Here is a 13,266-nt window from a genome sequence, read left to right on the forward strand (position 1 = left end):
TTTTGGTTGATGGTTTTTGGTTTTTAACCGACAACTACCAACTAATAACCAAAAACCAAGTCAAATGTCAAAAGAAGAAAACTTAGAATGTTCGTTCTGTGGACGTAAAAAAGCAGAAACAGATTTACTAATTGCAGGTATGGATGCGCATATATGCGATAAATGTATAGAACAAGCTCACGGAATTGTAGAAGAAGAAATCTCTGAAGCAAAATCCAACAGTTTATCTAAAGATTTAACGCTAAAAAAACCATTAGAAATCAAAACGTTTTTAGATCAATACATTATTGGTCAAGATGAAACAAAACGAGCAATGGCTGTAGCAGTTTACAATCACTATAAAAGATTGTTGCAAGAAAAAAATGAAGAAGATGAGGTAGAGATTGAAAAATCTAACATCGTTTTAGTAGGTGAAACAGGAACAGGAAAAACATTAGTAGCAAGAACAATAGCAAAAATGTTAAACGTTCCTTTTTCAATTGTAGATGCAACAGTACTCACCCAAGCAGGTTATGTAGGTGAAGATGTAGAAAGTATTTTAAGTAGACTATTACAAGCTGCAGATTACGACGTAGAAAAAGCACAAAGAGGCATCGTTTTTATTGACGAAATAGACAAAATTGCCAGAAAAGGAGACAACCCATCCATTACTAGAGACGTTTCTGGAGAAGGTGTTCAGCAAGCCTTATTAAAGTTATTAGAAGGTGCCGTTGTAAATGTTGCACCAAAAGGAGGTAGAAAACATCCTGAGCAAAAATTTATAGAAGTAGACACCAAAGATATCCTATTTATTGCAGGTGGTGCTTTTTCAGGTATAGACAAAACCATAAGCAAACGTTTAAATAGACAAGCGGTTGGTTTTGGAGCATCTTTAGAAGAAGATAAAATAGACGAAGAAAACTTATTGCAATACATAACTCCCTTAGATTTAAAATCATTTGGGTTAATCCCAGAAATCATTGGACGTTTACCTGTACTAAGTTACATGAATCCTTTAGATGCAAAAACGCTAAGAGCCATTTTAACAGAACCTAAAAATTCAATCATCAAACAATATGCAAAATTATTTCATATGGATGAAGTTGATTTTACCATAGAGGAAGATGCACTAAATTATATCGTAGAAAAAGCAGTAGAATATAAGTTGGGCGCAAGAGGGTTACGCTCTCTATGTGAAGCTATTTTTACAGATGCTATGTTTGATTTGCCAAGTTCAGACCAAGAGGAATTTAATGTAACCAAAGAATATGCAGAGGCAAAACTAACAAATACAACACTAAAAAAGTTAAGAGCAGCTTCTTAAAATATTTTGGGCGTTCCCCTTCAGGTCAGGCTTTCGCACTCGCTTTTTTTGTCAAAAAACAAAAAAGAGCTCAAACAGTTGCTCAATCCTTAACGCATACAGCATATCCTAAACAATAGTGAGCAAAATAAACTACAGTAAATTAAATACTGTTTTTATTGGATAAAGACCTCACAGGTTTTCAAAACCTGTGAGGTCTTCTTATATTTGTCTTCACTTTTCCTAACAAATAATAATGATATCAAGAAGTACCATAGACCGTGTTTTCGAATCTGCAAGAGTAGAAGAGGTTATTGGTGAATTTGTACAACTCAAAAAAGCAGGAAGCAACTTTAAAGGATTAAGTCCGTTTACAGACGAAAAATCTCCATCTTTTATGGTATCACCAGTAAAACAAATCTGGAAAGATTTTTCTACAGGAAAAGGAGGAAACGCTGTTTCTTTTTTAATGGAGCATGAGCATTATACCTATCCAGAGGCTTTAAGATGGTTAGCAAAAAAATACAATATAGAAATTGAAGAAACAGAGCAAACATCAGAAGAAAAAGCGCAGATGAATGAAAGAGAAAGTATGTTTTTGGTCTCTAATTTTGCCAAAGACTATTTTCATGATATCATGCTAAACTCTAATAAAGGAAAAGCCATAGGTTTAAGCTACTTTAAAGAAAGAGGTTTTAGAGAAGAAACCATAAAAAAGTTTGATTTAGGATATTGTATAGACGAGTGGGATAATTTTACAAAAGCAGCACTAGCTAAAGGCTACGATTTAAAATATTTAGCGTCAACAGGTCTAACTATAGTTAAAGAAAACAAACAATTTGACCGTTTTAAAGGCAGAGTAATGTTTCCAATTCATTCTATGTCTGGGCGTATTTTAGGTTTTGGAGGCAGAATTTTAACCAATGATAAAAAAGCGGCTAAATATTTAAATTCTCCAGAAAGCGATATCTATCATAAAAGTAAAATTCTTTACGGAATTTATCAAGCTAAAAAAGAAATTGCAAAACAAGACAATTGTTTCTTAGTAGAAGGCTATACAGATGTTATTTCTTTTCATCAATCTGGTATTCAAAATGTGGTAGCTTCTTCAGGTACAGCTTTAACACCAGATCAAATAAGATTGGTAAATCGTCTCACAAAAAACATCACTGTTTTATTTGATGGTGATGCTGCAGGAGTTAGAGCTTCTATTAGAGGAATCGATTTAATTTTAGAGCAAGGAATGAACGTAAAGGTTGTTCAATTTCCTGATGGAGAAGATCCAGATAGTTTTGCAAAATCACACTCATCTAAAGAATTAAAGGACTATTTAGAAAACTCAGCCCAAGATTTTATCAATTTTAAAGTATCACTCTTACTAAAAGATGCAAAAAATGATCCTGTTAAAAAAGCAGGCTTAATTAGAGATATTGTTACTAGTATTTCAAAAATTCCAGATGGTATTCAACGAGAAGTATATGTACAAGAATGTGCACGAATTATGGATATTTCAGAAAGAGTACTATTTAGTGAGTTAGCACAACTTTTAAAGAAAGAAACAACCCAAAGAAACAGACCAACAAAGTCTAAACAACATACTAATGTAGATCTTAATCAGCCACCTCCAGAATACTTTTTAGAGCAAGAACAGGCTCAAATGGGTATGGTAAAAGTAGGTAATGTAACACCACAGAAAATTGACCAGTTATCAATTTTAGAAAAGGAGATTATTAGAATTTTATTGTTGTATGGTAATGAAGAGGTAGAGTTTACAGAAGAAATTGTAAATGTAGACGAAGATGGAAAAGAGACTATAACTATTAGAAAGTACCAAAATACGGTATCAGCAGAAATTTATTTACACATTCAGGATGATGAAATAGTCTTTTCTAATCCAGTTTTTCAAGAAATTTATACAGAAATTATTCATCAGTTAAATCAGTCAGAACAACTAAATACAGATCTCTTAATCAATCATAGTAATCCAAATATAGCCACAACAGTCACTTCTATTTTAATGGACGAAGAGAAGCATCAATTAAGTAGATGGGATTCTCAAAACATCTTTGTTGCCGATGCTATAGAAGTATTACACAAATTGGTTAACGACTCAGTCTTTAATCTAAGGCGAATTTTAATTGGCGAAAAAATTGATGAGTTAATGAGTCAAGCAACTCAGGAAGAAAGTGTAGTTATAGATTTAGAAGTGATTCAAAATTACACAAATTTAAAAATGAGACTTTTTGAAAAGTTAAATAGAGTAGTATAATCTAAAGATTAAAAAAAAACAAATACTCTACGCAACCTTTTTCTACTTTCTTCATCTAAAGTAAAACAACTTACTTTAACCAAACCGCAATATGAAAAAAATCTTAGCCTTATTAAAGATTGTTTTACTCTTTATTACCCTACCATTTGAAATTTCTAAAGGCTCAAAAAGAAGAGCGCACAAAAAAATTAATGCATTAATTGTATCAGTTTTCTTTTAAGAAATTGTTATTTCTACTGCTAAAATTGTCTAAGATTAGAGAGCTAGATTATCATTTTAATTTGTGTTTAAGGCTATATGAAATTATATTTATCTGTAAATAAATCTTTTAAGTTAAAATAAATTTAACCTCAGATATTATGAAAATATAAAAACAGGTATTTTCCCCTATCAGTTAAATTTATGATTAAATTATAAATTCTTATATTGCAGACTCTAACAAAACAAGTTTCTCAACTATGAAAAAATTTTTACAATTATTAAGAATTGCTCAATTGTTTATCTTGTTACCCTTTGAGATATCAAAAGGTTCCAAAAAAAGAGCTTACATGAAAATTAAAGAAATGATGGTAGCAGCTAATTTGCTATAACTATAATTAAAAAATAAAAAATGCCTTAATCTTAGATTAAGGCATTTTTAATAAAAGAAGAATTTATTATTTCAGTTCTTTTGGAATTTCACAAACAGGAATTGGCAACATTTTATGTTGGTTTATGCGGTTTAAACGAGCATAAATTTTGAATACTTCTTGTTGTCTTCCATTAAAATTATCTTCGGTTTTACCAGCATCTTGCATTTGCATTGCCCACTCTAATTCATCATAAGAGGCTCCGAGCTGGTCTTCATCTGTCCTACTATCTCCAAACAAACCGTCAGTTGGTTGTGCTGTTTGTATAGAATTAGGAACTTCTAAAAAAGCAGCTAGAGCATATACTTCAGACTTCATTAAGTCTGCAATAGGACTTAAATCTACACCACCATCTCCATATTTAGTATAAAATCCAACGCCAAAATCCTCAACTTTATTTCCTGTACCAGCCACTAATAAGCCGTGTATACCTGCTAAATAATACAAACTAGTCATTCTAAGTCTAGCTCTCGTGTTGGCTAAAGATAAATCTACTTTAGAAGTATCATTTGTAATAGGAACAACTTTTTTAAAGGTTTCAAAAGTATTTGTTAGATCAACTCTTACATCAGAAACATTCTTAAATTTTGCTTTTAATTGCCTTATGTGCTCTTGAGCTCTACTAACTTGACTTTCTGCTTGATGAATAGGCATTTCTACACATAAAGTAGGTAAACCTGTTTTTGCGCATAATGTAGAGGTTAATGCAGAATCTATTCCACCAGACACACCTACAACAAAGCCATTAACGTTTGCATTTTCAGCATATTCTTTTAACCAACCAATAATATGTTTTGAAACTTTTTCGGTATTCATTGATAAACTATTTTAGTAATTTTGTCGTTCTTAAATCCAGATACTAAGATACAAAGATTATGAGATTTTTTTTAAGAGTATTAATAGTTTTGCCCTTGTTTTTTTCATGTTCTGATAAAAAAAAGACCCAAATTGATGTTTCTAATATTAATGTTGATTTTTCGGTAAAAAGGTTTGATGTTGATTTTTATAATGCAAACAAATTTTCTTTAAAAGGCGTAAAAGAAAAATATCCATTTTTATTTCCACCTTCTTTTAGTGATAGTCTAGCACTATCTAAAATCAATGATAGTACAGAACAAGAATTGTTTATTGAATCACAAAAAATATATCAAGATTTTTCAGGCGTTAAAACGCAACTTGGTTCTCTATTTAAACATATAAAATATTACAATAGAAAATTTAGAGCTCCAAATGTTATTACACTATTGACAAATATAGATTACTCAAATAGAGTTATTTATACAGATAGTTTGCTGTTAATCTCTGTAGACGCTTATTTAGGTAAGAAACATCCTTTCTACTCAGACTATCCTTCATATATTAAAGAAAATAATACAAAAGACAATATTGTTGTAGACGTTGCAAAATCTATTATTTCTACTCAAATTCTAAATAATAATAACAGAAGTTTTATAAACAAAATAATTTATGAAGGAAAGAAAATGTACTTGCTAGATCTATATTTACCTCTAGTTTCAAATAAATTGAAAATTGGATATACTATAGATAAGTTACATTGGGCTGAAGAGAATGAAGAAAACATTTGGCAATATTTTATAGAAAAGAAAATTTTATACAGTACAAGTACAAAATTAAATAAACGGTTTATAGAAGATGCTCCGTTTTCAAAATTCTATTTAGAAGCAGATCAAATGTCTCCTGGTAAAATAGGAGTATGGGTTGGTTGGCAAATTGTTAATTCTTACATGCAAAATAATGATGTATCTTTGCAGGAGTTTTTAAAAATTAAACCAGAAGATTTATTTAAAAAATCTAAATACAAACCCAGAAAATAATGTCAATAAAACACCATTCAAAAATTGAATTTAATGTAGGTTTAGATGAAAATAAAGTACCAGAAGAAATTTCTTGGTCTGCAAAAGATGGAGGAATAAATAATGAGGCTTCTAAGGCAATTATGATTTCAGTTTGGGATCATAAGAGTAAAGATACTTTGCGTATGGATTTATGGACAAAAGATATGCCTGTAGATGAAATGAAACAGTTTTATCATCAAACTTTAGTTTCTATGGCAGATACATTTGAACGAGCTACTGATGACCAAAAAATGAGTGCTACAATGCGCGATTTCTGTGATTATTTTGCAGAAAAATTAGAGTTAAAAAAACAATAATTTAGTTAACAAATATTTAAAAAAGATCTTTAAAATTAATTTTAAAGGTCTTTTTTTAATAAGCTCTATTTGCTTAGTCTATTGTGGCTATTAAAGAGTAGACTGTCATTATGCTTGAAAATTGTTAAATGCTTATTTAACGATATAAGGTAAAATAATTCAAATGAAAAAGAGGCTACTTTTAAAAGTAGCCTCTTTTATATTTTATGAAGTTGTTTCTTTTATTCTAAACCACCTACTGGTTTAATTTCAACTCTTCTGTTTAATTGTCTACCACCGGCATTTTCATTAGAGAACTTAGGTCTAGATTCACCATAACCTTTAGATTCTAATCTTTCAGCAGGTATACCTTGGTTAATCATATACTTTCTAACACTAGCTGCTCTTCTTTGAGATAGGTACAAGTTATATCTATCACTATTTCTATTGTCTGTATGTCCTTCGATAATAAAATTAACATCTGGAACTTTTTTCATTAAGTTGATAATCTTATCAATAGTTCCAAAAGAAATACTCTTAATTCTATCACTATTTGTATCAAAGTATATGCTAGCGGCTAATAATCCAATTTGTTGGGTTACATTAGTAGGTGCACTTGCATCTTGCTTAGGACAACCTTTGTTTTCGACAACACCAGGGGTATTAGGACATAAATCTTCTCCGTCCATAATTCCATCACCATCAGCATCTGTATTTAAAGGACAACCTTGGTTAGAGATTGGTCCGTATTTTAATGGACATTTGTCTTTGTAGTCAGGTAAACCGTCTTTGTCAGAATCCACAGCTTTACCATTACCATACACCATTACACCTGCGGGGGTATTTGGTTCAATATCTAATTGATCCATTACACCATCATTATCTGTATCAACAATTTTAAACTGGTTTCCACCACCGTTTTCATCACCCCAAATGGTAAATATTTTCTTCTTACCAAGTTTAACGGCTAAACCAATACTAGTAACAAAAAATGTTTCCCAATCTTGTTTTCTTGTAATGGCTGCATCTAAATGGTCTTCATAGTTGAAGTACATCCCTGTTCTAAATTCTAAATCTACACGTTTACTAATTCTTCTTTTTATACCTAATTGAGCAGATAAATAGATAGAACTAGCATTATCTACACTATTTCTTGCAGGATTGCTACCAAAATCTGCATCTGGAAAAAATACTTCTCCATTAGGACTATCCGTTCTATTTCTTTCTCCTAATTTAGAATTGTAAAAATGATACCCTACACCAAAATAACCAGCAGCATGCCATTTACTTGCATTTGTTTGATATAAGTTAGTGAAACTAAAAATCAAATTTAATTCAGCACCAATAGCTCTACCTTCAAAGAAAAGATTATCCAAATCGCGAACAAAGTTATCACTATTAGGATTATTAATATTTACGTAAGAAGGAGTATGGTTATCTGGGTCATTATTAAAATATTGTGCTCCACCAGAAATTTGGGTATACGTAAGCTTTGCTTCTAAACCTAATAGAGGATTAAACATTTTGTCAATGTAGACCATAGCACCAAAATTCCAATAATTGGTGTCATCGCTAGTACCAATAGAACGTAAATCACCATGCATGATAAAATTTGTGATACCACCACCGATAGCCCAACTGTTGCTGTTTTCTAGATCAATTCTATTTCCATATGTAATTTCGTCTGTTGTAAACTGACTGTAAGATTTAGCTACTATTAAAGTGCTAAGCAAGATAAATAAAAAAATTCTCCTCATTTTAAAGTATAATTTCCTGTTTGAATAATCGGGGGGAATCATTTGAACGCAAAAGTATCATTTTTTTTTTAAAAACACTTTATTTTGTCCACAATGTAATGATAATCTTCATTTTTTTTGATAAAATCTTTTTCAGACACATCAATTAATAAAATTTTCAAGTTTTCTTCTGTTTTTATAAAACCTTGATAACCTTCTTGAATTTTTTTTAAATATGAAGATGTTATACGTTGTTCATAAGATCTTCCCCTTGTTTTAATATTTTCTAATAAACGTTCTGTATTCTGATATAAATAAATGTATAAATCTGGTTTTGTAATTTCTTTATACATGATGTTAAATATTTTCCTAAGTAAAAGATATTCATCTTTTTGTAAAGTTACTTGAGCAAATATTAACGATTTAAAAATATAATAATCTGAGATAATAAAACTCTTAAATAAGTCGAATTGTCCTAAATCATCGGTTAATTGTTGATATCTATCTGCTAAAAAACTCATCTCCAAAGGAAAAGCAAAACGCTCTTTGTCATTATAGAATTTTGGTAAAAAGGCATTTTCTGCAAAACGCTCTAATATAATTTTTGCATTAAAATCTTCTGAAAGTTTTTTTGTTAATGATGTTTTACCTGCTCCTATGTTCCCCTCAATAGCAATATAATTATACTTATCTGAAATAGATACAGGTTGTAGGAGTTTTATATCTATTGATTGAATTTCTGAATTGTCATTACATTTTTTAGCAGAATTAGTAATTTGCTCTTTTGCAATGGGATGAATTATTGATGGAGCAATTTCTGCTAATGGAATCATAACAAACCTACGCGCTAACATCTTAGCATGAGGAATAATTAAATCTTTAGATAAAATAACATCATTGTTAAAAAGTAATATATCTATATCTATTATTCGATCTTCGTATTCTTCTTTGGTTTTTTGTTGTCTTCCTAAATCTTTTTCTATGATTAATAAAGTTTCTAAGAGTTTATATGCATCTAATTTAGTAACAGCTTTTATACATATATTGTAAAAATCGTCACTATTAAACCCCCATGAAGCTGTTTTATAAATAGATGAAATTTGTAAAACATTGCCTACTTTTTTGTCTATTTGGTTAATAGCATTTTGTAAGTTTTTTGCTTTATCACCTTGGTTTGTACCAAGGGAAAGGTATGTAATGTTTTGAGTTTGCATATAGGATTACAAAGAAAATAAAAGGATTTTAATTATTGAATTTAAATTGTATTAATAAAAAAAATCGTCAAAATTAATTGACGATTTTTTTTTTAGTAAAAAAGAAATTAATCTTTTTTGTCTTCTCTAGGTTTTCTATCGTCACGTCTGTTGTCACGTCCACGGTTATCTCTACCTCTATTGTCACGTCCACGATTGTTATCTCTTGGAGGTCTTGGAGTCCAACCTTCTGGTTTTTCTAATAAAGCTTTTCTAGAAACTTTTTCTTTACGCGTTTTAGGGTCTATACCAAAGTATTTAACATCTAAAACATCGCCTAATTTTACTACATCAGAAACATTGTCTGTACGTTCCCAAGCTAATTCACTTACATGCAATAAAACTTCGTTTCCAGGAGCTTCTGTATATTCTACAACTGCACCAAAATCTAACATTTTAATTACTTTTACTTCGTAAACAGAACCTTTTTCTGGCTTAAATAGCATAGATTCTATTTTAGCAATTACAGCGTCCATTCCTTCAGGTTTTGTTCCTAAAATTTCAATAATACCTTCTTCTGTTACTGGATCTTCTGTAATTACAATAGTAGTTTCAGTTTCTTTTTGTAATTCTTGTATGTGTTTTCCTCCAGGGCCAATAAATGCACCAATTAAGTCATTAGGAATTCTTCTGGTAATCATTTTAGGAGCGTGAGCCTTAACATCTGCATTTGGCGTTTCAATAGTATCGGTTAGTTTACTTAAAATATGTAAACGACCGTCTCTTGCTTGCTTTAATGCATTTACTAAAATCTCGTAACTTAATCCTTTGATTTTAATATCCATTTGACAAGCTGTAATACCATCTGCAGTTCCTGTTACTTTAAAGTCCATATCACCTAAATGATCTTCATCACCTAAAATATCAGATAAAACCGCATAGTTATCACCATCAGAAATTAATCCCATTGCAATACCAGAAACAGGTTTCTTTAATTGAACCCCAGCATCCATTAATGCCATTGTTCCAGAACAAACTGTTGCCATAGAAGAAGAACCATTAGATTCTAATACTTCACTTACAACTCTTACTGTATAAGGGCAATCTGCAGGAATCATTCCTTTTAACGCTCTTTGTGCTAAATTTCCATGCCCAACTTCTCTTCTAGAAGTACCTCTAATTGGACGTGCTTCTCCTGTTGAGAATGGTGGAAAATTATAGTGTAAATAGAATGTTTCTTCACCTTCGTAAGATGGCATGTCTATTTGATTTGCCTCTCTAGAAGTTCCTAAAGTTACTGTAGCTAACGCTTGTGTTTCTCCTCTTGTAAAGATTGATGAACCGTGTGTAGATGGTAAATAATCTACCTCACACCAAATTGGTCTAATATCAGTAGTTTTTCTTCCGTCTAAACGTAATCCCTCTTGTAAAGTTAAATCACGAATAGCCGTTTTCTGTGCTTTTGCAACATACTTACCGATTAGTTTTCCGAATTCAGCTTGCTCTTCTTCCGAAAATGAATTGAAAACCTCATCCTTAATTTCGCTAAATGCAGCACTTCTTTCATGTTTAGCAGAACCTGCTTTTGCAATTGCGTAGGTTTTATCGTAAACTAATTCTTTAATTTTAGCTGCTAACTCTTCATCTTCTACTTCTGGTTCGTATTCACGAGTTTCTTTCTTTCCAAAAGCTTCAGCCAATGCAACTTGAGCAGCACATTGTACTTTAATGGCTTCGTGTGCAACTTTTATTGCTTCTGCCATTTCTTCTTCAGAACATTCATCCATTTCACCTTCTACCATCATTACTGAATCTTCAGAAGCACCAACCATCATGTCGATATCTGCGTCTTCTAATTGAGCTCTTGTGGGGTTAATTACAAATTCTCCATTTATTCTAGCTACTCTTACTTCAGAGATTGGGCATTCGAATGGTAAATCTGATAACTGAATAGCCGCAGAAGCTGCTAAACCAGCCATTGCATCAGGCATAACATCATCATCATGAGACATCATTTGAATCATAACCTGAGTTTCTGCATGGTAATCTTTTGGAAATAATGGACGTAATACACGGTCTACCAAACGCATGGTTAATACTTCTCCGTCACTTGGTCTTGCTTCTCTTTTAAAGAAACCACCAGGATAACGTCCTGCAGCAGCAAATTTTTCTCTATAATCTACTGTTAATGGTAAAAAATCTACGTCTGCTTGGTTGTAGTTAGAAACTACAGTACACAATAACATACATTTACCTGATTGAACAACAACGGAACCGTGCGCTTGTTTGGCTAATTTACCGGTTTCTAATGTGATGGTTCTTCCATCTCCAAGGTCTATAACCTCTTTAAATACTTTTGGAATCATAAGTTTTTAAAATTCTAAATTTTTAATTTGTTTGTTGTTGTGTTGTACTGAAATAAAAATCAGCATAAATAGTTGTTGTGTGTTTTCCAATGGAAATTCAAAAGGATTGTTAGTTCTTTTGATTTTTTTTCTTACTGTTGTAAGAAGTAAAGCTAATTTGAGATTAACTTTATTATAGTTCTGTTTGTTAGACAGAATTGTGTTTTTTATAAGTTCCCATTTCATGGGGATGATTGCCTACCTATTTTAAAAAGGTAAGATATTTATTACTAAAAAAGAGGCACATTTGTACCTCTTTTTTAATAATCAGAATTATTTTCTAATTCCTAATTCTTTGATTATTGCACGATATCTTGCAATATCTTTTTTCTTTAAATAGTCTAATAAACTTCTACGTTTACCTACTAATCTTACTAAAGAACGCTCTGTGTTAAAATCTTTACGATTTTGCTTTAGGTGCTCTGTTAAATGATTAATTCTGTGCGTAAATAACGCAATTTGACCTTCTGAAGTACCCGTATCATTTTTTCCTTTACCGTGTTTTTCGAAGATTCCTTCTTTAATTTCTTTTGTTAAGTACATGCCAATATTATTTAAATGATTTTTATGCGTACCAACGAGTTTTTCGTTGAGGCTGCAAATATAGAATTATTTTTTATAATATAAAGCTGTAATTTCTTTCTTTTTAGAAAGTTATCGTAATAAAAAAGCTAGCAATTGCTAGCTTTTTTATTACGATATTACCTCTTCTTTTCTTAAAGGCAGGTTTTGAATCAAATCGATATATAAATTTACTTGTTTCTTCAAGTCTTTTCGTTCATAAATTGCGTCTAAAAAACCATGTTCTAGCACAAATTCAGATTTTTGAAATCCTTCAGGTAATTCTTTACCAGTTGTATCTTTTACTACTCTTGGGCCTGCAAAGGCAATTAAAGCATTGGGCTCTGCAATATTAATATCTCCCAACATGGCATAAGAAGCTGTTGTACCGCCAGTAGTAGGATCTGTACATAATGAAATATATGGAATTTTTGCATCTGCTAATTGTGCCAATTTTGCTGATGTTTTTACAAGCTGCATTAATGATAGTGAAGCTTCCATCATTCTTGCTCCACCAGATTTTGAAATCATTAAAAAAGGAATTTTATTTTGGATGGAATAGTTAATTGCTCTTGCAATTTTTTCTCCAACTACAGAGCCCATAGATCCTCCAATAAAAGAAAAATCCATTGCGGCAATAACCAAATCTTTTCCTAAAGACTTACCAACTGCAGTTCTAACAGCATCTTTTAGTTTGGTTTTTTCTTGTGCTGCTTTAAGTCTATCTGGATACTTTTTGGTGTCTTCAAACTTTAAAGGGTCTTTTGAGGTTAGGTTTTTATCTAATTCTGTAAAGGTGTTATTATCAAAAAATAGCTCAAAATAATGTTTGCTTCCAATTCTAACATGATATCCATCCTCAGGACTTACATATAGGTTTCTTTTTAATTCTTCGGTGTCTATGATTTTGCCACTCGGAGTCTTATACCACAAACCTTTAGGAGTATCTTTTTTATCTTCTGTAGAGGTTTGTATACCTTTATCTGTTCTTTTAAACCAAGCCATAGTTGTTGTATTTATAGATTGTTTTCTATTTTTT

At 31.1% G+C, this 13,266-nt stretch carries 10 protein-coding genes; 4 read left to right on the forward strand and 6 right to left on the reverse strand.

The features are described 5' to 3' along the window. Positions 1 to 64 precede the first annotated feature (64 nt). On the forward strand, positions 65 to 1,303 hold the full coding sequence (gene clpX / locus DUT90_RS03395; protein WP_114425640.1) for an ATP-dependent Clp protease ATP-binding subunit ClpX: 1,239 nt from the start codon (positions 65 to 67) through the stop codon (positions 1,301 to 1,303). 235 nt (positions 1,304 to 1,538) lie between these two features. Continuing rightward, a complete protein-coding gene (gene dnaG, locus DUT90_RS03400; protein ID WP_114425383.1) occupies positions 1,539 to 3,551 on the forward strand; it encodes a DNA primase in 2,013 nt (670 codons plus the stop codon). Between the two features lie 656 nt (positions 3,552 to 4,207). Here dnaG and nadE read toward each other — a convergent pair. Then, positions 4,208 to 4,996: an NAD(+) synthase gene (gene nadE, locus DUT90_RS03405; protein WP_114425385.1), complete on the reverse strand. Its 789-nt coding sequence runs from the start codon at positions 4,994 to 4,996 to the stop codon at positions 4,208 to 4,210. A 59-nt stretch (positions 4,997 to 5,055) separates the two neighbouring features. Here nadE and gldB point away from each other — a divergent pair, with 59 nt between their 5' ends. Together gldB and gldC are read left to right on the forward strand one after the other, a co-directional pair. After that, positions 5,056 to 6,015 carry a gliding motility lipoprotein GldB gene (gene gldB, locus DUT90_RS03410; RefSeq protein ID WP_114425387.1) on the forward strand — a complete coding sequence of 320 codons (960 nt, stop codon included), beginning with the start codon at positions 5,056 to 5,058 and terminating at the stop codon, positions 6,013 to 6,015. After that, on the forward strand, positions 6,015 to 6,353 hold the full coding sequence (gene gldC / locus DUT90_RS03415) for a gliding motility protein GldC (RefSeq protein WP_114425389.1): 339 nt from the start codon (positions 6,015 to 6,017) through the stop codon (positions 6,351 to 6,353). The genes gldB and gldC overlap by 1 nt, the downstream gene beginning before the upstream one ends. Positions 6,354 to 6,574: 221 nt before the next feature. Here the strand turns inward: gldC and DUT90_RS03420 are convergent, their stop codons facing one another. The 5 genes from DUT90_RS03420 to accD form a co-directional block, all read right to left on the reverse strand. Further along, positions 6,575 to 8,089 (reverse strand): OmpA family protein, encoded by a 1,515-nt coding sequence (locus DUT90_RS03420; RefSeq protein WP_181858136.1) that lies wholly within the window; start codon positions 8,087 to 8,089, stop codon positions 6,575 to 6,577. Between the two features lie 68 nt (positions 8,090 to 8,157). Next, positions 8,158 to 9,282, reverse strand: coding sequence for a 2-amino-4-hydroxy-6-hydroxymethyldihydropteridine diphosphokinase (folK, locus tag DUT90_RS03425; RefSeq protein WP_114425393.1), 1,125 nt, complete (start codon positions 9,280 to 9,282; stop codon positions 8,158 to 8,160). Positions 9,283 to 9,389: 107 nt separating this feature from the next. Further along, positions 9,390 to 11,627, reverse strand: coding sequence for a polyribonucleotide nucleotidyltransferase (locus DUT90_RS03430; RefSeq protein ID WP_114425395.1), 2,238 nt, complete (start codon positions 11,625 to 11,627; stop codon positions 9,390 to 9,392). A gap of 312 nt (positions 11,628 to 11,939) precedes the next feature. Next, the gene (gene rpsO / locus DUT90_RS03440; protein WP_114425399.1) at positions 11,940 to 12,209 is read right to left on the reverse strand and encodes a 30S ribosomal protein S15; all 270 of its coding nucleotides are present in this window, start codon (positions 12,207 to 12,209) and stop codon (positions 11,940 to 11,942) included. 150 nt (positions 12,210 to 12,359) lie between these two features. Then, positions 12,360 to 13,232 (reverse strand): acetyl-CoA carboxylase, carboxyltransferase subunit beta, encoded by an 873-nt coding sequence (gene accD / locus DUT90_RS03445; RefSeq protein WP_114425401.1) that lies wholly within the window; start codon positions 13,230 to 13,232, stop codon positions 12,360 to 12,362. Positions 13,233 to 13,266: the final 34 nt, after the last annotated feature.

The sequence above is a fragment of the Polaribacter sp. WD7 genome, assembly GCF_003335085.1.
GTDB lineage: Bacteria > Bacteroidota > Bacteroidia > Flavobacteriales > Flavobacteriaceae > Polaribacter.